At 51.5% G+C, this 22,921-nt stretch carries 18 protein-coding genes; 11 read left to right on the top strand and 7 right to left on the bottom strand.

Annotation, left to right across the window (positions count from 1 at the left end):
* Window positions 1-23 precede the first annotated feature (23 nt).
* The 4 genes from KME12_17585 (at window position 24) to KME12_17570 (ending at window position 6,232) form a co-directional block, all read left to right on the top strand.
* On the top strand, window positions 24-1,793 hold the full coding sequence (locus tag KME12_17585; GenBank protein MBW4489598.1) for a hypothetical protein: 1,770 nt from the start codon (window positions 24-26) through the stop codon (window positions 1,791-1,793).
* Window positions 1,794-2,006: 213 nt separating this feature from the next.
* Entirely contained in the window at window positions 2,007-2,123 is a 117-nt protein-coding gene (locus KME12_17580; GenBank protein ID MBW4489597.1) for a photosystem II reaction center protein I, read from the top strand.
* A 94-nt stretch (window positions 2,124-2,217) separates the two neighbouring features.
* Entirely contained in the window at window positions 2,218-4,947 is a 2,730-nt protein-coding gene (locus KME12_17575) for a DUF3769 domain-containing protein (protein MBW4489596.1), read from the top strand.
* A gap of 202 nt (window positions 4,948-5,149) precedes the next feature.
* Window positions 5,150-6,232, top strand: coding sequence for a hypothetical protein (locus tag KME12_17570; GenBank protein MBW4489595.1), 1,083 nt, complete (start codon window positions 5,150-5,152; stop codon window positions 6,230-6,232).
* Window positions 6,233-6,286: 54 nt separating this feature from the next.
* Here the strand turns inward: KME12_17570 and KME12_17565 are convergent, their stop codons facing one another.
* Both KME12_17565 and KME12_17560 read right to left on the bottom strand, forming a co-directional pair.
* Window positions 6,287-6,847 carry a phycobiliprotein lyase gene (locus KME12_17565; protein ID MBW4489594.1) on the bottom strand — a complete coding sequence of 187 codons (561 nt, stop codon included), beginning with the start codon at window positions 6,845-6,847 and terminating at the stop codon, window positions 6,287-6,289.
* Window positions 6,848-6,953: 106 nt separating this feature from the next.
* Window positions 6,954-7,952, bottom strand: coding sequence for a hypothetical protein (locus tag KME12_17560; GenBank protein MBW4489593.1), 999 nt, complete (start codon window positions 7,950-7,952; stop codon window positions 6,954-6,956).
* 157 nt (window positions 7,953-8,109) lie between these two features.
* Here KME12_17560 and hemE point away from each other — a divergent pair, with 157 nt between their 5' ends.
* From hemE to KME12_17540, 4 genes are all read left to right on the top strand, one after another.
* A complete protein-coding gene (gene hemE, locus KME12_17555; protein MBW4489592.1) occupies window positions 8,110-9,174 on the top strand; it encodes a uroporphyrinogen decarboxylase in 1,065 nt (354 codons plus the stop codon).
* 137 nt (window positions 9,175-9,311) lie between these two features.
* The gene (locus tag KME12_17550; GenBank protein ID MBW4489591.1) at window positions 9,312-10,310 is read left to right on the top strand and encodes an NAD(P)-dependent oxidoreductase; all 999 of its coding nucleotides are present in this window, start codon (window positions 9,312-9,314) and stop codon (window positions 10,308-10,310) included.
* 436 nt (window positions 10,311-10,746) lie between these two features.
* Complete coding sequence (locus KME12_17545) at window positions 10,747-12,351, top strand: B12-binding domain-containing radical SAM protein (protein MBW4489590.1); 1,605 nt, start codon at window positions 10,747-10,749, stop codon at window positions 12,349-12,351.
* A gap of 139 nt (window positions 12,352-12,490) precedes the next feature.
* Window positions 12,491-14,077: a B12-binding domain-containing radical SAM protein gene (locus tag KME12_17540; GenBank protein ID MBW4489589.1), complete on the top strand. Its 1,587-nt coding sequence runs from the start codon at window positions 12,491-12,493 to the stop codon at window positions 14,075-14,077.
* 194 nt (window positions 14,078-14,271) lie between these two features.
* Here KME12_17540 and KME12_17535 read toward each other — a convergent pair whose 3' ends face one another.
* On the bottom strand, window positions 14,272-14,367 hold the full coding sequence (locus KME12_17535; GenBank protein ID MBW4489588.1) for a cytochrome B6: 96 nt from the start codon (window positions 14,365-14,367) through the stop codon (window positions 14,272-14,274).
* A gap of 97 nt (window positions 14,368-14,464) precedes the next feature.
* On the opposite strand from KME12_17535, the gene aroB reads away from it, so the two are divergent.
* Window positions 14,465-15,604 carry a 3-dehydroquinate synthase gene (gene aroB / locus KME12_17530; GenBank protein ID MBW4489587.1) on the top strand — a complete coding sequence of 380 codons (1,140 nt, stop codon included), beginning with the start codon at window positions 14,465-14,467 and terminating at the stop codon, window positions 15,602-15,604.
* A 137-nt stretch (window positions 15,605-15,741) separates the two neighbouring features.
* Window positions 15,742-16,788, top strand: a complete 1,047-nt coding sequence (gene hisC / locus KME12_17525) for a histidinol-phosphate transaminase (protein ID MBW4489586.1) — start codon at window positions 15,742-15,744, stop codon at window positions 16,786-16,788.
* Window positions 16,789-16,918: 130 nt separating this feature from the next.
* Here the strand turns inward: hisC and KME12_17520 are convergent, their stop codons facing one another.
* The 3 genes from KME12_17520 to KME12_17510 form a co-directional block, all read right to left on the bottom strand.
* Window positions 16,919-17,851, bottom strand: a complete 933-nt coding sequence (locus KME12_17520; GenBank protein MBW4489585.1) for an ADP-ribosylglycohydrolase family protein — start codon at window positions 17,849-17,851, stop codon at window positions 16,919-16,921.
* Window positions 17,851-18,786, bottom strand: a complete 936-nt coding sequence (gene era, locus KME12_17515; protein MBW4489584.1) for a GTPase Era — start codon at window positions 18,784-18,786, stop codon at window positions 17,851-17,853. The genes KME12_17520 and era overlap by 1 nt, the downstream gene beginning before the upstream one ends.
* 126 nt (window positions 18,787-18,912) lie before the next feature.
* On the bottom strand, window positions 18,913-19,071 hold the full coding sequence (locus KME12_17510) for a hypothetical protein (GenBank protein ID MBW4489583.1): 159 nt from the start codon (window positions 19,069-19,071) through the stop codon (window positions 18,913-18,915).
* A gap of 428 nt (window positions 19,072-19,499) precedes the next feature.
* Between KME12_17510 and KME12_17505 the strand changes: the two genes are divergently transcribed.
* Entirely contained in the window at window positions 19,500-20,579 is a 1,080-nt protein-coding gene (locus tag KME12_17505) for an ATP-dependent 6-phosphofructokinase (GenBank protein ID MBW4489582.1), read from the top strand.
* Between the two features lie 104 nt (window positions 20,580-20,683).
* Here KME12_17505 and KME12_17500 read toward each other — a convergent pair whose 3' ends face one another.
* Window positions 20,684-22,462: a mechanosensitive ion channel gene (locus tag KME12_17500; GenBank protein MBW4489581.1), complete on the bottom strand. Its 1,779-nt coding sequence runs from the start codon at window positions 22,460-22,462 to the stop codon at window positions 20,684-20,686.
* Window positions 22,463-22,921 lie beyond the last annotated feature (459 nt).

The raw sequence follows: 22,921 nt of genomic DNA, 5'->3' as shown, positions 1-22,921 counted from the left end.
CAGCCGCCCCGCTGACAACTGCCATGTCTTCTGCTTCTTCTGGTCGCTATCAAAGTCGGTTGTTCAACTTTTTCTCTCGGCGATCGCGTGAGTTTGTAGACCAGTGCGATCGCGCTCTCCGCCATGCCAAAGTGGCGACGGTTTGGGGAGCGCAGGTTTTGCTCTACCCCTTCTACGCCATATTTCAAACCACGCGCTTGGTGGGCAGGCAAATTCAAACCACGATTGAGACTGGGCGACCCTCTCTGCATACAGCTCAGGAGCCGACTAGTGAGCCAAGTTCAGAACCTCTTTCTAAAGCTGATCAAGTGGTGCACAACGTTTTACAGGCAGTTGAAACGTTGGCACTCCCAGAAGGGGTTGCAGTTCCAGCCCTGGCAGGCAGTGGCAGTTTAGCGATCGCCGCGCCAAGTGAGGTTACCGCTGCCTCTCACCCCTCCTTCCTCTCACGGTTTCTGAAAACTACCGTCGCAGCACAAGCGTCAACTGGAGTTGCAGCAGAAAAAACGTCAGCGATCGCGATTCAAGGGGTGGCAACTGCGCTAGAAACTCGGACGCTCGTTCTAGTCACAGTTCAAAATCAGATTCTGGCCATCTTAGCGCCAGCCCAACAACAGCAGCTTTATCAGCGCATTGTTTGGGAGGTCAGCCACTATCAGCGCTATTTGCATATTCTGGCTCGGCAGCGATCGCAGGCTCCGCTCCAGTTGCCCAGCGACACCCCCAACCTCTTACCCCCTATTCGTTTCGTGCGGCAGATCATGGCTTGGGTACAAACTGGCCCAGTGGCGATCGCGCTTAACTGGTTTCAAGAATCCAGGGTGGCGGCTCAACTATCCAGCAATTCGGCATCTCAGGTAGAAGAACTTTACTTCACCAGTCACTCCACTTTAGCAGTTGGGATTTTGCCCATTCCGCCCATTCCCTACGAAGCGCTAGCCCCTCTCGATCGCGCGATTGCTCAGATAGAAGCTTATCCCTCATCGCTAGCTCTCACAGAGCTTTCCACGGCATTAGAGCAGCGAGGACAATCACTGGTCAGCTTGTTGCGGGCAGCAGTTGACTACTTCTTTGGCGATCGCCGTCTAGGTTTAACCGGGAAAGCAAATCAGCCTGAACTCACTCAAATTGCTGGGGATCATGTGGCCAGCGATCGCCTGTTAACCGGGGATTATGACTGGCATCCCGATCCTTGGTTGAGTTATGAAGATGTTTTCGCTCAAACCGGAAGTGCCGGAAGTATTAGTGGCGATCGCACTTCCACCTCTATCCCAGCGCTATCAGAACCAACCGTCACTTCCCCTACAGCTTTGCCCCCGGCGCTACAAGTACCTATTTCTACCGCTAAGAATTGGTGGGCACGATTAGTCGGACGATTCTGGCAGCGAGATGCGAGTGCCAAAACAGGCGCGATCGTTTCTACTCCTGAAACTACTGCTGATCTTGCGACTCAGCAGGCCCAGTCCTCTGCGATCGCTTCATCTCCCAGTGCCAACGCCAACGCCACTCGCACCACCTCCCTATCTAAGCGATCGCGTTCACAATCTGCTGTCGTAAATGGCGGTGATCCCCTCGTTACAGCCAACGTAGCGATGTCAGGTGCAAACTTGGCTGCAACCTCCGAGAACTATGGCGATCTCAGCAATACTTGGATTGAAGCTGAAGCAACTAGTTTGGGTTATGTGAAGCACCCCTTGGAGCGAGTTCTCGGTTGGCTCGATCGCGCCATGCTGTGGCTAGAAGAAGTGATTGTCTCGGCAGGGCAATGGTTACAGCGATTGTGGGGAAAGTAGTTGTAGAGAAACCCCAAAAAGACTTAATGTAACCAAGCAGCCCCTGCTGTAAATCGGTTGGCCTCAACCGCTGGGAACGTCTCATCAGGAATGGCGTCAAAGCTGACTGAAGCCTGGAGCCAGACTGAGGATTATATAAGACGGCTAGGTGAGACTCAAAATTGAGGCGGCATTCCGATATGATTAGAGAGACTTATCTCTTGAGATCCTGGTATGGTAACCCTCAAAATTGCGGTCTACATTGTCGTTGCACTCTTTATCAGCTTATTCGTGTTTGGATTTCTATCCAACGATCCTACTCGCAACCCTGGTCGGCGGGATTTGGAATAAGCAGTTATTGAGCTATTCCTCAGGCCGTAGAATTGCCTCTGAGACGGTTGAGGTAACGTGTCCGGGCTGTTTGTCGGAACCATTCTGCTAAAGTATGCCCTACCCGGTCCTACCACCTGAACCGCCTGCGATTATCAATTCCTTGCCGCCTGAGGAGCACCACTCCTCAGTTGCGGTTGCAGCAACGACAATTGAGCCCGTATCTAACCCAGATATTTCTCAGTCTGTCGTAGTAGGAACACTCACAACCCCTACCCCCCCTGAAGCCTTCGCCCCAGAGAACTCGTTCTCTGATCAGCCAGCTGAGCCAGCTTTACCTGTTGCCTCGGAGGAGCCTCAACTGGCAGGCAGTCCCCAAGGATTGTCTCCTTCTGGAATAGAAAATCAGGCCATAGAAAGTAACGCTGAGTCTGCTACGGCCTTGGGTTCACCGTTGGTTGTGGATGCTTCAGAGACAGAAGTTATCCCCAGGCATCGTCAATCCGACGTTCATATCAATGCTACGGCTCCAGCGCTGCCACCTCGCTACGTTTCCAGCGTCATAGCCAGCCCCAGCACTTCTACTAAAAATTATCCGGTTGCAAGTCAAGTTCAACCTGCGATCGCCCCACCCGCTCCCTCTGGTTGGTCCATTGTAGCGACACCTCCTGCTGGCACTAACAATTCTACTTCTGGCCCAAACTTGCCCTCCTTGCGTCCGGCGACGCCACCCCCTGCTTCCTCACCGCCTCCCGCTAGACAGCCTATCGCTTCCCCAGACGAAGCGCAGCCGATTCCCCAGCCAATCTTAGAAACGGCTCCTGCTCGCCCTCCAAGCACCCCAGAAGCCAACCCTAATCCTCAAACAACTTCTTCTCCGCAAGCAGCACCTACTCTGGTGATTCCAGAGGCACCTGCTCCAGCCGCACCGCCCTCAAATTCAGCGCCAGTTGTCGCGCCGACCAGCCCTGTGACCCTGCCGAGTAATGACCCTGCAAGCAGTGGGGTGATTGAACTTAGTGCTGATCGCCAGGAGTACGACGAACAACGGCGGGTCTTTACGGCGGAAGGTAATGTCTTGATGCGCTTTCGGGGTGCAGTTCTCGATACAGAGCGCTTGCAAGTCAATATTCCCAATCGCTTTGCAGTCGCAGAAGGTAACGTGGCGCTGACCCGTGGTGAGCAGGTGCTGCGGGGCGATCGCTTCGAGTACAATTTTGTGCAAAACACAGGCACGATCGCAGGGGCAAGAGGTGAGATTTTCTTGCCGACCGCTAGCACCGATTTCACCCCTACCTTGCCAACTGATGTCAGTGCTGGCGTCACTTACGACCGCCCCTTAAGCGATCGCATTACGGCAACGCAGCCCACTCAAAATGTTGCTAGTCCTGGTGGGGTCAATATTGGTGTGGGGGCAGGACAAGATGCTCCTTCCTCGACGCAAGGTGGCTCTGTACGACGCTTGCGATTTGAGGCAGGTCAGATCGCGTTCAATCCTAGGGGTTGGCAAGCTCAGAATATTCGCATTACTAATGACCCGTTCTCACCTCCAGAACTAGAATTACGTGCGGACGAAGCCACGCTCACCAACCTTTCACCGCTCCGGGATGAAGTCAGAGCTAAGCGCCCCCGCCTCGTCTTTGACCAACGGTTCTCTCTCCCTCTGCTGCGATCGCGGGTGATTCTCGACCGCCGGGAACGTGACCCTGCTTTATTGCAGTTTGGCTTTGACCAAGAAGATCGGGGTGGCTTGTTTGTGCAGAGCACGTTTGAGCCGATTTCCAACGAGAAGATTCGCTTTAGTGTCACGCCCCAGTTCTTGATTCAAAAAGCCCTGACGGACAGTAATGGGGCCATCTTTGACCCTTCTGTATACGGCTTAAAAACTAAGTTGACAGCTACCCTCAGCCCCCGCACCACGCTGACTAGCTCGGTAACACTCAATAGCCTAGATCCCAGCGATTTTGAGGAGGAAGCCCGGGCCAATGTCCGCTTACGGCAGTTAGTAGGCACTCATACCTTGGCGGTTGACTATAGCTATCGCGATCGCCTGTTCAATGGCTCTTTGGGTTATCAAGATGTGCAGAGCAGTTTGGGTGCCTTCTTGATTTCTCCAGTGGTGCCATTAGGAGATACAGGTATCAGCTTGAGCTACCAAGCAGGGGCCCAATTTGTCACAGCTGACAGCGATCGCCTAGATTTACTCGATGCCAACCGCACTAACAATCGCATCAGTTTAGGTCGCGCTGAAGCGAGTGCCGCCCTCAATAAGGGCTTTACCCTTTGGCAAGGCAAGCCTTTACCGCCCACTGCAACTGAAGGCTTGCGCTATACCCCCGCTCCGGTCGTTCCTTATTTACAGCTGTTTACGGGAGTCAGAGGTGTAGCGAATGGCTATACCAACGGTGACAGCCAAACCACCCTCACAGGGACGGTGGGGATACAAGGGCAAGTCGGTCATTTTTCACGGCGCTTTTTTGACTACACAGGTTACAACCTCAGCTATTCTCAAAGCGCGATCGGGGGGCAATCCCCATTTCTGTTCGATCGGGTTGTGGATGACAAAGTTCTCTCCGGTGGAATTTTGCAGCAAATTTACGGCCCATTCCGCTTCGGGTTTCAAACCGCGATCAACATAGATACGGGGAATGAAATTAGTACAGACTACATTTTGGAGTACAGCCGCCGAACTTATGGTGTGACCTTGCGCTACAACCCAGTTTTGGCGATCGGTTCCCTTGGTTTACGCATCAGCGACTTCAACTGGAGTGGAGGAGCAGAACCGTTCGGGGGCTCTGGTATTCGTCCAGTTGAGGGGGGTGTAGTTCGGCCCACCAATGACTAATCATCCTGAGGCTGTTTGAATCCACGGGCGATTTGCGCTTTAATGTCAAAATCCGTCGCTGTTTCAGTCTGCTTTTTGTAGGCCACAGAGATGGATCGAGATCTGGTGTCAATCAGCTTAGGAATCGGTCACACTCTCCTGCTCTCGCTTTTCGCGGCTCACCTAAGCTAACTTGAAAGGGAGATGCAGTAAACAGTTGAGCATGACAGAATCAGTAAAAGACTCTGTGAGCGCTAATGCAGCGGCTCTGCTGATTCACTACAGCTTTGACCTCAATGGCTGCACTGTTGATGAATTAGTAACCTCTTGGTCGAGTACCTACCAACCGCTTTGGGTGCGCTCAGCTGTAATTGAAGCTTTGTATCAAGGACGTTACAAGGCTATTTCTGTTGAGCAAATTTTGGCGCTATGGCGACGGCGGGGGCAACCGCTGTATCACTTCAACCACGAATTTGAGCGAATTGTGTGCAGCAAGTTTCCTCAGGTGTTTGTCCCTAAGGCTCCTGCTGTTGGGGAAGCTGTTCCTTTACCGCCTCCTAAGTTTCCACCCCAGTCTCACTGGCGCTACCTGTTGCCAGCAGCGGCTAGGACTGATAGCCCTCCGGTTGCCCCTGTAACGGGCTCTGCTTCCCCTGCTACTTCGCTCTTTGCCAGAGCTGAGGAATCGAGCATCCCCTCTTATCCTATGGATGAGCATCCTAGGGATGAGCGATCGCGCCCAGAATCGCGCCCAGAATCGCGCCCAGAAACCACTCCCTCTTCCACATCAGCCCAACTGACTACGGCATCAAATCTAGCTCAATTATTACCAGACTCCAATCCGGAGCTAGTGCCAGAGCCAGTCCCAGAGTCAGTGCCAGAGCCAGTCCCAGAGTCAGTCATAGTGGATACAGCTCCAGAAACCATTACTTCTGAAGTGGTGGCTGAGTTTCCCCCAGCAACCGAACCAATCCTGCCTCAAACGCCTCGTTCCCTTAACGGTAACCTGGTTCCATCTGAACCAGACACTGCTGCCGATGTTTCTCTAGGAGATGTCTCTTTAGAATCTGTACTGGCAGAAGCCGATCGCCTGCTAGCAGGTTTAACTCCAATGGACAGTGAACCCGTCAGCACAGAATTCGCTCTAGCCAACCAAGCAAAGACAGAACCCATTCACCAGTTTGTACCCATCCCAGAATCCTCTGAGTTTTACACTAAGCTCAAGGCAGTAGCTCAAACCCCAGAAGATGAACTGGCTGTATCCGAAACCCTGAGCCCTAGCGAGTCTAATAGCCAGCGGGCCTAGCGACAGCAACGGGTATGGGCTTCTCCTCGAGCTCCTTTACTCGGTGGCCCTTGCCTAGGCATTAGCCGTGCTGTCGGCTGTTTGAGCTTGGGGTTGGGTTCCGCCCATACGAATTTCTGAGCAGAACGTAGCCATACTGAAGCCACCGAAGCGTTTCAAGATGCTAGTCCGTAATCGTAAATTGGGGCTGGCAAACCATAAGCGCTCCTCGGAGTACATGGATTCATACTCAGTAATTAGCGTCAGGGCTTCGTCGTCCCCCATTCTGTAGCGTCCCGCAACGGGAGCCTTTTCGGCATAGCCCATTTCGCGCAGCAATTTACCTTCCTTAGGGTTTTCTAGATCAGCAATCGGAACTAGCACCGTGGAGCCAGTATGTTTTTCTTCGTCCCATTCCATCGTGCCGTTCCAGGTGACACGCGCTCCACAAAGAGCCAACCCTGGGTCAATCTCATACTGTTCGCACAGCTTCACCACTTCTGGATTGTTGCTGGGCAGCATTTCAATCACAATATCTGATTTACCGCTTTCGGATTGCTTGAATGCCAAGTGGTGACTGGTGCGCTGGGAAAACCATTTGCCAGCACTCTGCTGGAAAAAATCCGCAATATTCATGAATTAAACGATCCTATGCCCACAATTTTTAATCGTAATCTTTACTAAGTTTAAGACGCAAAACGCAGAAATTTTATGAACTACAGCGCTGCAAAATGATCTCCGCTTAGATGAGCATTTCACCGTCCGCAGATCGGATTGCTAGAGTGCCACCAGCCTGAAAAATCACTTGTAACCGCGCCAAGGATTTTTGTTGAGAAGCTTCTGTCTGAGGTGATTCAGACACCGCCAACAGAGTGGGAAGAGGAGTTTGGTCAGCGTAGTCAAAGGCGGCTTGATTCACAGGCTGATACATCGCGATCGCCCCATCCTCGGTCACATCTACTAGGTAAATCAGATCTGGGTCTGCCGCAATCTTAGCAATAGTTGTTTGATTCAACTGGGCTTGTAACTGTTGAGCCAGCGATCGCAATTGCTCTAAGTTGGTGATTTCAGGAGTGATAGAGGAGGAGTCTGGCTTAGAGCCGCGCCGAGAATGGCTTCTACCTTGTTGACGCAGGGTGCAGAGAGCGATCGCTTGCACAGCTCCCAAAACGGTGAACTGACTGGCAATGGGTAGGAGAAGTGCGCCTAGTTCTCCGGCTGTGCTTGCCGCTGCCTGTAATAGGAGCGACACAACAAAACTGCCAAAACTGGCTACGCAAGGCAGCAAGATCCAAAACCAGGCAGGCTTAGCAAATTGTCGCAGCACCAACCACTGAGCGAAACCTAGCCACACAAAAGCGAGATGACTAAGAAATTCACCTGAGTTGTCCAGCGAGGAGGCAGCTACGGCATTGGCCACAATCCAACCCAGAGCTGTCGCCCCAATCCAGAACTGACTCGGAATGTAGCGCCGCAAAATTAACCACTGTCCACTGCCAACCGCTCCCCCCACCAAAATCCATTCCAGCCATTGTCGTCCAATGCCAACGATCGCCTCTGGCAAGCGGCCATAAAGCCCTAAGGCTAGCCCCCATGACAGCGCCACAGCCATCAATCCGCTCAGCAGCGTCAAAAAAGTAAACAGCAAGGCAAACCGTAGTCGCTGAGGAGGCTCGATCAAAAAAGGTTTTGGGGGTGATGCAATAAAGGCGAGCGGATCGGGGGATAGGTCAGATGGCATGAGCTTGAGGCAATAGAGAAAATTGGCTATTCAGAGAAAATAAAAAGCGATCGCCCTTCATCAACAAATCTGATTTCTTGATCGGCGATCGAGAAACAAGGGCAACACGGAATGGTAAGCTAGCAAATGCATTTAAGAAATAATTGGTGAATCTTCAATGGCCGGATCGACCCAAATTCCTTATCTGTTACGGGCTGCTCGGGGTGAAGCTGTTGATCGACCACCCGTGTGGATGATGCGGCAGGCGGGTCGATACATGAAAGTCTATCGGGATTTGCGCGACAAATATCCCTCTTTCCGGGAGCGCTCCGAAAACCCTGAGCTAGCAATTGAGATCTCCTTGCAACCCTTCCGGGCGTTTCGTCCCGATGGTGTCATCCTGTTTTCCGATATTCTGACGCCGCTACCCGGAATTGGGATTCCTTTCGATATTGTGGAAAGCCGAGGCCCCATTATTGATCCTCCCATTCGCACCTTAGAGCAGATCAATAACTTGCATCCCATTGACCCCGAAGGCTCAATGCCCTTCATTCGCACGATTCTGCAAACGTTGCGCCAAGAAGTTGGCAACGAAGCAGCAGTGCTTGGTTTTATCGGTGCGCCTTGGACACTCGCAGCTTATGCGATTGAAGGTAAGAGTTCTAAAGACTACACGATCATCAAGGGCATGGCGTTCAGTGAGCCAGAAATGCTCCACAAGTTCTTGGGTAAGATAGCAGACGCAATCGCCGCCTATGCCTGCTATCAGATTGATTCTGGCGCTCAGGTGATCCAAATGTTCGATTCTTGGGCAGGACAGCTTAGCCCCCAAGATTTTGAAACCTTTGCTCAGCCTTACCAAAAGCAAGTCTTTGCCAAGATTAAAGCGGCGCATCCTGACGCGCCTCTGATCCTCTACATCAACGGTAGTGCGGGTGTTCTGGAGCGGATGGCACAATCTGGATGTGATCTCGTCAGTGTGGACTGGACCGTAGATATGGCCGAAGCGCGTCAGCGTCTGGGCGCTAACATGGGCGTACAAGGCAATATTGACCCCTGCGCTTTGTTTGGTTCCAAAGACTTCATCCGCGATCGCATTCTGGATACCGTGCGAAAAGCAGGCAATCGTCGCCACATCCTCAACCTCGGCCACGGAGTTCTGCAAGGCACTCCTGAGGAAAATGTGGCTCATTTCTTTGAAACTGCAAAGCAAGTTGACAAACTCTTGGCAGTTCATGCGTAGGTGGTGATATGGAGGTAGTGATTTTGACTGGTGTTTCGCACCCCACTCAAAATCACTACAAATCTAAAACCACCCATGCGTAATGGGGTTTGGGGTTACGGCCCCGCTCCCTCAGCTCTCTATTTATTCATACCTCCATGCCCCCCAAGCGGATTTTCATGACGGGTTCGAGTGGCTGCATCGGTCACTACATCGCGGAAGCTTTGATTCAGTCCACTGAGCATGAATTACATCTGCTGGTTAGAGACCCCGCAAAGCTGAAGTTTGACTACCAAGCTCGTCCTGGGATTCACATCATTAAGGCTAATATGCGGGATGTTGACCGCATGGAAGACTTATTGGCATCAATGGATGTGGCGATTTTGGTGGCTACTGCTTGGGGGAATGCTCAAGAAACCTATGATGTGAACGTTTTAAAGACGTTGCGGTTGATGAGTTTGCTCGATCCAGAACGCTGCGAACAAGTAATTTACTTCTCAACCGCCAGTATTCTCGATCGCAAAAACCACTTGCTCAAAGAAGCAGGGCAACTGGGGACTGATTACATCAGCTCGAAGTACTCTTGTTTTCAACAGTTACCGAAGCTGGCGATCGCTCCTAAAGTTACTACCTTGTTCCCTACTTTGGTGTTGGGTGGGGATGAGCATAAACCTTACTCTCACTTGTCTTCTGGGATTTCAGAGGTGGTGAAATGGGTTGACCTGATTCGCTTCTTGAAGGCGGATGGAAGTTTTCATTTCATTCATGGCCGCGATATTGCCCAGGTAGTGCAACATTTGGTAGAGCACCCACCGGAACCGGGGCAGCCACGGCAGTTAGTGCTAGGAAATCAGCGAATTACGGTGGATGAAGCAGTAGAGACGCTTTGCGATTATCTGGGGAAGAAAATTCAGTTTCGGATTCCTCTATCGCCTGTGCTAGCTGATGTGCTGATTGCAGTATTTCGGATTCAGATGGCGGCTTGGGATCGTTTCTGTGTCAAGTATCGACATTTTACTTACGAGAATGTGGTGAATCCAGCGACGTTCAATTTGCCGACTTATTGCGCCACGTTTCGGGATGTGTTGAAGGTTAGTGGGGTACCTGGGCAGGGTGTGAGGGCTGCTGAGGCTAAAGAGCGGGCGATCGCAGAATAAGTCTTTTGCTGCATCCACATTCTTGGTAAGAACCAAGCCATTGGGGGCACTCGCCCCCAAACCCCCGCTAAGGGACGGCTGCGTCCCTCAGACTCCCTCCAGACGAGTTTGCGGGTGGGTGTTTCGGTGCTTTGAGTTCTGCGTTCTACTGCTGCTTCCTTTTCCTTCAACGCTACCTTTCGCTCTTGAAAACACTCAAGGCATACGTTTTTGGGTTGCGTCTGTTAAACTCCAGTACAAGTGATACTGGAAGTTCCTTAATCCTTGCTTGAGGAAATACACTTTTAATGGCGAGGATTGGCCCCCTTCGCATCCGTTGATTCAGTTGCGCTTTATGCATTGACTGAAAACTTTTATCGTGAGAGTTTTCAGGATAGACAGGCACATCAATATATCTGAAAACGGGCCGTTATTTTAGATAAGAGGCTAACAATTAATGCGAGTTTTACTCCTCTATCCCCTTTTTCCTCGGTCGTTCTGGTCTTTTGATAAGGCTCTAGAACTGATTGGGCGTAAGGTTTCGCTTCCTCCCTTAGGACTGATTACGGTTGCCGCAATTTTGCCTCAAACGTGGGAGTTTCGCCTGGTAGACCGCAATGTGCGGCTGGAGACAGAAGCTGACTGGAATTGGGCAGAGCTGGTGATTATCTCTGGCATGATTGTCCAAAAGCCAGATATGTTGCATTTGATTCAGCAGGCTAAGCAACGAGGCAAATTAGTTGCCGTGGGTGGCCCTTATGTCACCTCGGTTCCAGATGCAGCTCAGGCAGCAGGAGCTGATTTCCTGGTGTTGGATGAAGGTGAAATTACGCTTCCCATGTTGGTTGAGGCGATCGCCCAAGGTAAAACTTCTGGTGTTTTCCGCGCTGGAGAAGAAAAGCCAGATGTCAGCACTTCGCCCATTCCGCGTTATGACCTGCTGGATTTCAAGGCTTATAACGAGATGTCGGTGCAATTCTCGCGTGGGTGTCCGTTCCAGTGCGAGTTTTGCGACATCATTGTGCTGTATGGACGCAAGCCTCGTACCAAAACCCCGGCCCAGCTCATTGCTGAAGTACAAACCCTGTACGACCTCGGTTGGCGGCGAGCGATCTTTATGGTCGATGACAACTTCATTGGCAACAAGCGCAATGTCAAGCTGTTGCTACGTGAACTTGGCTCCTGGATGGCAGCCCACAACTATCCGTTCCGCCTTGCCACCGAAGCCTCGATCGATCTAGCTCAAGACCAAGAGCTACTGGATTTGATGATTGATGCCAATTTTGGTTCTGTATTTATCGGCATCGAAACTCCAGATACAGATAGTTTGGCGCTGACTCACAAATTTCAAAATACCCGCAACTCGTTAGTGGAGTCTGTACAAACGATTAATCGGGCAGGTTTGAATGTGATGGCTGGCTTTATCCTCGGCTTTGACGGTGAGAAGCCAGGGGCGGGGCAACGGATTATCGATTTTGTCGAGGCTACCGCGATTCCTAAAGCGATGTTTGGGCTGCTCCAGGCACTTCCTAACACAGCACTCTGGAACCGACTAGAAAAAGAAGGTCGGATGCTAGAGGCCAACAAAGAAACCCAGGGCCACCAAATGGCGCTGACCAACTTTATCCCTACCCGTCCGGTAGAAGAATTGGCTCGTGAGTACCTGAGTTGTTTTTGGGAGCTGTACGAACCTAGCCGTTATTTGTCACGGGTCTATCGCAACTTCATCCAGCAAAAGCCATCGCCTCACAAAGTGCCATTTCGCATGCTAGAACTGGTGGAACTCCGGGCTGTGTTCACCATTTTCTGGCGGCAGGGCATCAAACGCAGTACGCGTTGGCAGTTTTGGCGGCAACTCTTTGCGATTCTGCGGCACAATCCCAGCGTCTTTGTCCCCTATATGAGCAATTGTGCTTTGAGCGAGCATTTCCTGGAGTACCGTCAAACGGTGCGGGACGAAATCGAAGCTCAGCTAGCGGAGTACTTAGCCGCTGAGGCGAACTTCCAGGCTCAAACTGCGAAGGCAACCGTCACAGCTAACATCAATGCGATCGCCAGTTAAATCGCCAGTTAAATACACCCGCTAAATCGACTGATTACTTTTGCCCGGTTTCTGGAAGCTTCCTTAGAAAATGTGATTAACCATCCAGAATCTGTGTAAGCTGTCCGACCGGGCATTTAACCTGTGAGGCTAAATTTAAATGCGAGTTTTACTCCTCTATCCGCTGTTTCCCAAAAGCTTTTGGTCGTTTGAAAAAACTTTAGAACTCGTCGACCGCAAAGTCTTGCTGCCACCTTTAGGCTTAGTTACTGTTGCGGCCATTCTGCCTCAGGAGTGGGAATATAAGCTGGTCGATCGCAATGTCCGCGCTGTCACAGAAGACGAATGGGCTTGGGCTGATCTGGTAATGCTCTCCGCCATGATTGTGCAAAAAGATGATTTCTTGGCCCAAATTCAAGAAGCCAAACGCCGAGGCAAACCAGTGGCTGTGGGTGGCCCTTACCCAACTGCCTTACCGGAAGAGGCCCAAGCGGCTGATTACCTGATCTTGGATGAGGGCGAAATTACTTTGCCGCTCTTTATTGAAGCAATTGAGCGTGGTGAAACCCAGGGAGTCTTCCGCTCCAATGGCGTGAAGCCAGACGTTACCACCACACCCATTCCCCGATTCGAACTGCTCGACTTCAGCGCTTACGACAGCATGGCGGTGCAGTTCTCGCGCGGGTGCCCGTTCCAGTGCGAATTTTGCGACATTATTGTTCTCTACGGTCGTAAACCGCGCACCAAGGCTCCGCAACAACTCCTAGCCGAGCTGAACTACCTCTACGAACTCGGCTGGGATCGTAGCATCTTCATGGTGGATGACAACTTTATTGGTAACAAGCGCAACGTAAAGTTGTTCCTCAAAGACTTAAAAACCTGGATGGAGGAGCACCAGTATCCCTTCTCCTTCTTTACTGAAGCTTCGGTAGACTTGGCCCAAGACCCAGAAATGATGGAGTTGATGGTGGAGTGCAACTTCACCGCCGTCTTCCTCGGCATCGAGACCCCAGACGAAGACAGCCTAGCCCTGACCCAGAAATTTCAAAACACCCGTGACTCCCTCAGCGAGGCAGTTGAATCTATCACCAGAGTGGGTCTACGCGTCATGGCTGGATTCATCATCGGCTTTGACAACGAAAAACCGGGTGCAGGCGATCGCATCGTCCAGTTCGTGGAAAAAACCGCCATCCCCACCGCTCTATTCAGCATGTTGCAAGTCCTACCCGACACTGCCCTGTGGCATCGCTTGAAAAAAGAAGGGCGTTTAGGGGATGAGACAGGCAACATCAACCAAACCACGTTGATGAACTTCGTTCCTACTCGCCCCTTAGAAGACATTGCTCGCGAATACATGCACGCCTTTTCCGAGCTTTACGAACCCCATAAATTCCTCGATCGCGTGTATCGTCACCACCTGATCATGGGATCGCCCAAATTCAAGGCTCCCAGCAAAATTCCAAGTTGGGTAGATGTTCGCGCCTTACTCACCGTCTGCTGGCAACAAGGCGTTGTCCGGAGTACCCGCTTCCAGTTCTGGCGCAACCTCTGGAACATCTTCAAACACAACCCCAAAGTTTGGGATCGCTACCTCACCGTCTGCGCCCACAACGAACACTTCAGCGAATATCGCCAAATTGTTTGCGACGAAATCGAAGCCCAACTCACCGAATATTTAGCTACTAAAGCAGAGACACAAAAAACGGCACAAACTGTCGTACCCAAAGTCAACGCGATCGCTGGCTAGAAGCTGGAAGGATGAGGGATGAGGGATGAAAGGTAGGGATGAAGGATAAAAGGTAGGGGGTGGGGAGAGAGGAGCAAGGGATAGAAGAATCAAATGTATCGAAACACCTACACTCAGCTTCGTCTGGAGGGGGTCTGGGGGACGCAGCCGTCCCTCAGCGGGGGTTTGGGGGCAGGTGCCCCCAAGGCTCGGTTCTAGATCAACTTGACAGCCTTCAAGCCAAAAAACAACCCAAGCGCCGCACCATAAAACAAACCGAGCACCAACAGATAAGAAAAAGCACCAGACATTGACAATTCTCCACAAAAGCCCAACAAAACCATTGAATCATTTAGTGGAGTAGAATACAGCCCACGGGCATTTGTTAGTCGGGGCAGAACGAAACCAATGAAGTCTGTAATTCCTGTTGAATTACCACAACAGTCTTATGATATCGCGATCGCCTCCGGTGGTCTGGAGCAGCTAGGAAACTGGCTGATCGGACATGGCGCACAGCCACTCAAACTCGGCAAAAAAATTCTCCTCGTTTCTAGTCCCCCGATTTTTAAGCATTACGGAACCCAAGCGATCGCCTCCTTAGAGCAAGCAGGCTTTACCGTGGCTCAGTGCATCTTGCCCGCCGGAGAACGCTACAAAACTCCTGCTTCTCTACAAAAAATCTACGACGTAGCCCTAGAAAACCGTCTAGAACGCTCCTCCACAATTTTGGCTTTAGGCGGTGGTGTGATTGGTGATATGGCAGGGTTTGCCGCCGCCACCTGGCTCCGAGGCATTAACTTCGTGCAAGTACCCACAACCTTGCTGGCGATGGTCGATGCCTCCATTGGTGGTAAAACTGGCGTCAACCATCCCCGTGGTAAAAACCTAATCGGCGCGTTCCATCAACCCAAATTAGTTTTAATCGATCCTCAAGTGCTCAAAACTCTGCCAGCCAGAGAATTCCGAGCAGGGATGGCTGAGGTAATCAAGTACGGCATTATTTGGGATGCCGAACTGTTTGAAAAACTAGAACAAAGCCCACGGCTGGATCAACTACGCTACATCAGCGACGAACTACTGCAAGAAATCTTGACTCGCTCCTGTCAAGCCAAAGCCCACGTTGTCAGCAAAGACGAAAAAGAAGCAGGCTTACGCGCCATCCTCAACTATGGTCACACCATCGGCCATGCAGTCGAGAGCTTAACCGGATACAAAGTGGTCAATCACGGCGAAGCGGTCGCGATCGGCATGGTGGCAGCAGGTCAAATCGCTGTAGATCTAGGGTTGTGGGATCAAGCTGCTAGCGATCGCCAACTCGCCTTAATTGAGAAAACTGGCCTCCCCACCAAACTGCCAGAAGGCTTGGATATTGAGGCGATCGCGGATAGTTTGCAAAGCGACAAGAAAGTCCAAGACGGTCGGGTGCGGTTCATTTTGCCCACCCAAATCGGCGCTGTCACCATTACTGATCAAGTTCCTGCTAACGTGATTCAGCAAGTTCTTTATGGCATGAATATAGACCTAACCCCCCAACCCCCTTCCCTGTGAGGGAAGGGAGAGCAAGAAATTCTTGTACGCGACAGTTAACTTAAAGGCCCCTCTCCGCATCGGGGAGGGGTTGGGGAGGGGTCGGTAAGAACGTCAACTACTCACCAATCGCAAAATTTCGTTTCTCAAAAAGAACAATGAGTTACTTCCGTCCTAGCGTTGATGCGATGACTGGCTATCAACCTGGGGAGCAGCCAGCCCCAGGCATCAAAGTTATTAAGCTCAACACCAACGAAAATCCCTATCCTCCCTCTGAGGCTGCCCTGCAAGTTCTGCGTGGTTTTGATGGTGAGTTGTTGCGGCGCTACCCTGATCCGATGGCTGATTCGTTCCGTCATGCGGCTAGCCAAGTTTTAGGCGTTCCCTACGATTGGATTTTGGCAGGTAATGGCAGTGATGACATTCTGAATTTACTGGTGCGGGCTTGTACCGAAGGCGATCGCAAAATTGTCTACCCCACTCCCACTTATGTTCTCTACGAAACGTTAGCGGAAATTCAAGACACAAAAGTGCTTGAGATTCCCTACGATGACGACTACAACCTACCCGTCGAACAGCTGATTGAGGCAAACGGGGCGATCACGTTTATCGCTTCGCCCAATAGCCCCTCTGGAACATTGGTTCCTTTGGATTTGCTCAACAAGTTAGCTAGCCACCTGTCTGGAGTGCTGGCGATCGATGAAGCTTATGTCGATTTTGCCGACTACAGCGCTTTAGAGCTGGTGAAAGAGCACGACAACGTGATTGTGCTACGAACCTTCTCTAAGGGCTATTCCTTGGCAGGTTTGCGGCTAGGTTTTGGAGTTGCCAATCCAGCATTACTATCGGGGCTGATTAAAGTTAAAGATAGCTACAACGTCGATGCGCTGGCTTGTGCAGTGGGAGCAGCAGCGATCGCCGACCAAGCGCACAAAAACGCCAGTGCTGAACGGGTGAAAGCCTCTCGCGCTAAGCTCACCACTGACCTCACTCAACTAGGCTTTAAAGTCGGGCCTTCCCAAGCTAATTTTGTTCTGGCCCAGGCTCCCGACAACACAGGCGCTCTCTACCAAGCTCTGAAAGAACGGGGTATTCTGGTGCGCTACTTCAATCAACCTCGCCTCGACGACAAACTACGGATCACCGTTGGTACTGAAGAACAAAACCAAGCCCTCATTTCTGCTCTCACCGAATTGTTGGATTAGGAACCTAACCCCCAGCCCCTTCCCTGCTGTAGCTTGCTTCCCCGCAGGGGTGGGAAGGGGAGCCAAATTCAAAGTCTCTCTCCGCGTCGGAGAGGGGTTTGGGGAGAGGTCTACTTTCATTACGCAGCACTCATAGAAGCGATCGCGAGAGAGCCAGCAACTTCTCAGCCAAAGACTCAATCAATTCTCGGTATGCCAAGCGCGATCGCCACTCCGCCGGAATTCCTGTCTCTCCATAGAACGCCCCTGCAAGCTGCCCATAAACAGCTCCCGTAGTATCGGCATCGTTGCCTAAGTTGACTGCCAGCAAACAACCTGCTGGAAAAGAATCGCTATGGTAGAAGGCCCACAGCGCTGCTTCCAGGGAGCGCACCACATAACCAGAGCCTTGAATTTCAGGTGGTTGGCGCTGCTTGAAAGAGCCTTGGGCAATCTCAGCAATTTCTGGCACTAAGGGATGCTGATTCCAGTAGTCAGGAACGGGGCTGTAGTGGTCTGCAAGCAATTCTTCTTTGCTAGCTCCCTGCAAAGCACCAAGCATCAAGGCACCCAGATAACGGCAGGCATCAATCGTTGTGGGAGCTGCATGAGTGGTGCGAGAACTCTCAGCGGACTTGGCGATCGCTTCCTCTGGTCGAGTCGCATAAAACAACGGCACCGGAGCTAAGCGCATAATCGAGCCATTGCCCGCAGCACGCGGATCAGGAGATCCGCAGTATGGCTCTCCGGTGGCCTCAAACTTTAATAGGGCTGTGCGAGTGGCGTTGCCAATGTCAAAACAGCGTCCGGTGCTGCTGAGGTAGCCTTGACGATACCAACGGTCATATTTTTCCAATTGATGTTTCGGGTCAAAACCTTGGCACTCGATCAAACTTTCCGCTAGACACAACGCCATTGAGGTGTCATCGGTCCACTGTCCGGGCTGGAGGTTAAAGGGGCCACCACCGACCATATCTGTGATGGGCGTAAATGACCCTGGCGGCTCAAACTCTAGCGTAGTGCCAACCGCATCACCCGTGGCTAGCCCTAACAAGGCTCCTCGATAACGCTCAATTAACTCCACTATTCCTCCACCCGATAGCCTAATTCTGCGAGGCGAGTGCGCGATTGCCGCCATTTCGGTTGCACTTTGACAAACAACTCTAGGTACACCTTACCCGCAATTAATTTCTGCATTTGCTCACGGGCCGCACTGCCGATCGCCTTCAGCATGCTGCCACCTTTGCCAATGATGATGCCTTTTTGGGATTGCCGCTCTACGTGGATGGTGGCGAGGATGCGAGTAATGGTCGGTTCTTCCTCCACCCGATCGATCGCGATCGCCACTGAATGGGGTACTTCCTCACGAGTCAGCAGCAAAATTTGCTCCCGGATCAGTTCGCCCATGATAAAGCGCTCTGGCTGATCAGTGACGAGATCGGGTGGGTAATAGTAGGGGCCAAGTTCTAAGCGATCGCCTAGTAGAGTTTGTAGGGGTTCTAAGCCTTCTCCAGTCAAAGCCGAGAATTTAGCGATCGGCCAATCGTAGGGTTCTGCCAATGCGTGATAGCTGGCATCTAATGCTGCTGTTTCACCCGGTTGCTGGTCGCTTTTATTCAGGCCCAAAATCACTGGGGTTGTGGTTTTACTGAGCAACTCGACGATGTAGCGATCGCCTCCACCTGCATCGACGGAGCTATCAACCACAAACAGCACCACATCGACCGAGTGAATGGCAATCTGAGCATTCTTGACCAAAACTTCCCCTAGCTGGTGGTGGGGTTTGTGAATGCCGGGAGTATCCACAAAAATAAACTGACTATCTGGCGTGGTCAAAATTCCTAAAAGCCGATTGCGGGTAGTTTGGGCTACAGGCGACGTAATGGCAATCTTTTGTCCCACTAAATAATTCATCAAGGTTGACTTGCCGACGTTGGGACGGCCAATGATGCCCACAAAGCCTGATTTAAAGCCTTCTGGCGCAACTGGAATGCTCCACTGATCTGATAGGTCTGACATAGGTTATCGTTCTTGCCTGCGCCTGTTCATCGTTTGCTGATTTGTCAAAAAGCGCAATATTGCCATAGTAGCGTTGCCAGCAAACCTAAAGCCAACCTGCAATTCTGTAGAAACGCTACCGCTTAGCTAGCGACGGAAGCCCCGCGCTGTACTTGAAAAGTCAGCGTCGGGATAGGGAGTCCGGCGCTGAGGAGTCTCACCCCGAACGATGCCACAGGCGGGTGGAGTGGGTGAGTGACGAATCGCCAACCTATCGAGCAAATAAAAGGCTTGAAGTCTATTCATGGCAAGGGTTTCAAGGTATAATTTAGATGGTTTAATAACCCACCTGACCGCATCGAACAGACAGGCAAACTTCAAAGTAGAGGTTCGACTCTTGCCGCAGACAGATCGGTAGTTCAGGGAAGCTGTTTTCTCCAACTGGTCGCCATTGCGTAAATCCAAGAGAAGCAAAAGCAAAAGTTATCAACCTGCGGAAGGCGGGTTGCTGCCTGGGTGGTAGGCAACTATCACGGGAGTCAGTGGGATGTGCTGCGAATGCAGACATTACCAAAACCTCCAGAAGCTGCGTCAGACCAATACTTTGCTTGCAAGGTGGAGGCAGTGGCTGTTGAAACAGGAAGCCCGTGCTGTATTGCTTACAATCAGCGTCGGGTACTTCACCAGTACTGTACAGCCTGACCTTATTTGTCGTTTAGGCGACGGCGAACCATATGGGACAAAAGCGGATTGGGATTCTGACGAGTGGAGGCGATTGTGCTGGACTCAATGCTGCCATTCGAGCGGTGGTATGTCGGGCGGCGGGTACCTACGGTTGGGAGGTGCTAGGAATTCGGCAAGCGACCCAAGGGCTCATGCACAGCGCACCCCAGGCAATTTGCTTAGACCTAGAAAATGTAGATCCGTTGCGGGTTGCAGGCGGCACGATGCTCGGCACCACCAATAAAGGCGATCCCTTTGCCTTTCCCATGCCCGACGGCACCCTTTGCGATCGCTCACAAGACATTATTGCTGGCTATCACCAGCTCGGTCTAGATGCCATCATTGGTATTGGTGGAGATGGCAGCATGGCAATTCTGCGGCGCATTGCCGAACAAGGCAACCTGAACCTGGTGGCGATCCCCAAAACTATTGACAACGATGTGGGTGTGACCGAGCACTCAATTGGCTTTGACACTGCCGTCAATACCGCGACCGAAGCCCTCGATCGCCTCCACTTTACAGCCGCTAGCCACAGCCGCGTCATGATTTTAGAAGTAATGGGTCGTGATGCAGGCCATATTGCCATTACCGCAGGCATTGCGGGTGGTGCCGATGTGATCTTGATTCCCGAAATTCCCTACACCATCGCTAACATCTGTCACAAAATTAAGGAGCGCCAAGAGCAAGGTAAAAACTATTCGCTGGTGATCGTATCGGAAGCGGTGCGGACGGAAGCAGGAGACCCAGTTGTGATCACCAATCGTTTAGGGCAATGTCGCTATGGTGGCATCGGTGACTACTTAGCCGATCGCATTTGTGACTGTAGTGGGGCTGAAACTCGTGTGACAGTGCTGGGTCATGTGCAGCGGGGAGGAACGCCTTCGCCACTCGATCGCCTGGTCGCATCAGCCTTTGGCGTAGCTGCAGTCGATCTGATTGCTGAGGAGAAATATGACCACATGGTCACTTGGCAAAACCGTCAGGTTGTTAGTGTTCCCATTGCTGACGCGATCGCGCATTATCAAGCCGTAAACCCTAGCGGCACCTTAGTCAAAACCGCTCGTGGCTTAGGCATTTATCTAGGCGATTAAATAACAAACCCCTCTCCAAAACGAAGAAGGGTTGTGGTCTATCTCCCCTTCCCTGTAGGGAAGGGGTTGGGGGTAAGGTCTCAATGCTATTGGCCCACAGCCAGTTAGCGTTTTGACTTGAACGAATCTAACCACTCTCTGGTTTGTTGGGCCGCGATTTCTCGACCACCTAAGCCAAAAGCCAGGGCGATCGCTACAGCAATCGCTCCTAGCAGCAGACCAAACGCCAAATTGACAATATTCGGCGCAATGCCCATTTGCTGAAGTGCCATCGCTGAAACGAAAGCAATAATGGCAATTCGTGCCGTTTGGCCCAAAACTCTAGCTTGGGAGTTGCCAGAGCTGGTAATGAGATTGAAAGCGAGATTTGCCAAATACAAACCGATCGCAAACACCACCAAACCAGACAGAATTCGCCCAAATACCAACAGTAACCCAGCCACGATCGCAGTTAGAGCTACGAAATTCAGCACATTCGTAGCGGCTACGGTCGCAAATAGGAGAATCCCAATCAAGGTGATGATGCCAGCCACCTCGGAAGGAGTGCGAGTTCTGGGAGTCGTGGGGCTAACCTGACCCAGTTCCTGAATCACAGGAGGCTCACCTGCTAGAGGCGCAGGAGGAGCCGAGTAGGGAGTTGATTGTAGACCCAACCAGTAGAAGATATTGTTGAAGCCCAGGCTGGTCAGAATATTCGTAACCAGATCAGCTACAAACTTTCCAATCGCATAAGCGATCGCCAGAATCAAGGCTGCCGTAAAAATCTGTGGAATCGCATTGAGGATCTGAGTCAGCATCGAAATTGCTGGCTGAGAAATCGCATCAATCCGCAGCGCATTCAAAGCCGCGATCGCCGTTGGAATCAGAATTAAAACATAGACAATTGTGCCAATAATCCAAGAGAGGGATTGGCCACCTGCTGTACCCCTCAGCCCAAAGCGAGTACCAATGCGATCGGTCCCTGCGGCGGCTAACAAGTTGGTCACGATGCGACGCACCACTTGAGCAATCAGCCAACCTGCCGCTCCAATCAACACTGCCGCCAAAATATTCGGCAGAACTGCCAAAATCGCATTCAGCAGCTGTTGTACGGGTTGCAGCGTCCCCTGTAACTCCAGCGTGTTTAAAATTGCTGGTAAAAACAGCAGGAAAATAAACCAATACAACGCATTGCCAATCGTTTCACTTAACGAAAAGGGCGGGTCTCTCGGTGGCGGTGCAATGGGTCGAGTTGTACTAGATGCTTCTAGGGGATCAGGGTCATTCGGCGGTTCATTAATGTGCTCACCGAGCCGTTCATCTAAGCCGAAGGTGCGGAGTCCCTGCGTCACAATCAGCTTGACTACTGTGGCAATTGCCCAAGCGATCGCCAACAAAATGCCAGCTCCCGCCAGTTTAGGCAAGAAGCGCAGAATTTGGTCAAGGAAAGTGTTGAGGGGTTGAGAAACCGCAGTTAGGTTGAGCGCCTGTAAAAAAGCCACCACCGTGAAAATGGTAATTAGCCAAAAAACGGCATCTCCCACCCATTTTTCCACCCTCGGTGGCCGCGTTCCCGCTTGGTGACGGGTTATGCGCTCGGCTAGCTTATTGTCTATATCTGTCCGGTTCAATATCCCTCGGACTACCGCTGCGACCAATGCCGCAATGAGTAGCCCCACCACCAAAATAATCAGGGCTTTAATTAAACTGGGAATCGCAGTGCCCAAACTTAGGCCGATTCCTTGCAGAAAACCATCTGCCCCTGTCGGATAAGCCCCAGGGGCTGCTTGTGGTGCTGTAGTTGTAGGAGAATTTGCTGGAGCCTGTGCCAACAGCGAGTTGAGTTGCGGTATGGGCACAGACGCACTGACGATTTGTGTAATTTCTTGCCAAGTTCTATCCATAATTCCTGAGCTAGCTTTAGCCCCTCAGTCCCGTAAGAACACGACTTTTGCTTGAGATAGATTGATTTGTGAGAAATAGCTTACCTAGCACCCCACATCTCTACTGTCATCCTGTTTGCAAAGCACAAGACATGGCGACGTAGAACTAAACATTGATAACGTAAGCTCGAATTCTGGGTTTTACATCTATCTATATGGAGAATTAAGACGTAAAAAGCTAGGATTCGCTAATTTTTAACGTTTATTCAAGACTTTACCCGCCCGAATCAACCCAGATCTGACCAAGATTGACCTAATATTCGGTAGGCCAGCGTCAATCAACTGGATGTATCGTCAGCACCCCGCTCTAAAGAACGGGGCTTCATGCCTCGACTTTAGATAGCTGACCAGTCTGAGCCTTCACTGGCTACGTTTCAAGGGTCATGACACCTACAGATGCTTTCCAGTTTGTAGCTCTGT

The organism is Trichocoleus desertorum ATA4-8-CV12 (genome assembly GCA_019358975.1).
Taxonomy (GTDB): domain Bacteria; phylum Cyanobacteriota; class Cyanobacteriia; order FACHB-46; family FACHB-46; genus Trichocoleus; species Trichocoleus desertorum_A.
Note: the sequence above shows the minus strand (reverse complement) of the source record. Positions and strands in the feature narration are given on the sequence as shown.

Bases quoted from the DNA above. Each gene is read 5' to 3' on its own strand.
- hemE (MBW4489592.1), top strand. From the start codon at position 8,110: ATGGCCGGATCGACCCAAATTCCTTATCTGTTACGGGCTGCTCGGGGT.
- KME12_17565 (MBW4489594.1), bottom strand. From the start codon at position 6,847: ATGAATATTGCGGATTTTTTCCAGCAGAGTGCTGGCAAATGGTTTTCC.
- era (MBW4489584.1), bottom strand. From the start codon at position 18,786: ATGTCAGACCTATCAGATCAGTGGAGCATTCCAGTTGCGCCAGAAGGC.
- KME12_17535 (MBW4489588.1), bottom strand. From the start codon at position 14,367: ATGTCTGGTGCTTTTTCTTATCTGTTGGTGCTCGGTTTGTTTTATGGT.
- hisC (MBW4489586.1), top strand. From the start codon at position 15,742: ATGAGTTACTTCCGTCCTAGCGTTGATGCGATGACTGGCTATCAACCT.
- KME12_17580 (MBW4489597.1), top strand. From the start codon at position 2,007: ATGGTAACCCTCAAAATTGCGGTCTACATTGTCGTTGCACTCTTTATC.
- KME12_17585 (MBW4489598.1), top strand. From the start codon at position 24: ATGTCTTCTGCTTCTTCTGGTCGCTATCAAAGTCGGTTGTTCAACTTT.
- KME12_17505 (MBW4489582.1), top strand. From the start codon at position 19,500: ATGGGACAAAAGCGGATTGGGATTCTGACGAGTGGAGGCGATTGTGCT.
- KME12_17500 (MBW4489581.1), bottom strand. From the start codon at position 22,462: ATGGATAGAACTTGGCAAGAAATTACACAAATCGTCAGTGCGTCTGTG.
- KME12_17510 (MBW4489583.1), bottom strand. From the start codon at position 19,071: ATGAATAGACTTCAAGCCTTTTATTTGCTCGATAGGTTGGCGATTCGT.
- KME12_17545 (MBW4489590.1), top strand. From the start codon at position 10,747: ATGCGAGTTTTACTCCTCTATCCCCTTTTTCCTCGGTCGTTCTGGTCT.
- KME12_17575 (MBW4489596.1), top strand. From the start codon at position 2,218: ATGCCCTACCCGGTCCTACCACCTGAACCGCCTGCGATTATCAATTCC.
- KME12_17560 (MBW4489593.1), bottom strand. From the start codon at position 7,952: ATGCCATCTGACCTATCCCCCGATCCGCTCGCCTTTATTGCATCACCC.
- KME12_17540 (MBW4489589.1), top strand. From the start codon at position 12,491: ATGCGAGTTTTACTCCTCTATCCGCTGTTTCCCAAAAGCTTTTGGTCG.
- aroB (MBW4489587.1), top strand. From the start codon at position 14,465: ATGAAGTCTGTAATTCCTGTTGAATTACCACAACAGTCTTATGATATC.
- KME12_17550 (MBW4489591.1), top strand. From the start codon at position 9,312: ATGCCCCCCAAGCGGATTTTCATGACGGGTTCGAGTGGCTGCATCGGT.
- KME12_17570 (MBW4489595.1), top strand. From the start codon at position 5,150: ATGACAGAATCAGTAAAAGACTCTGTGAGCGCTAATGCAGCGGCTCTG.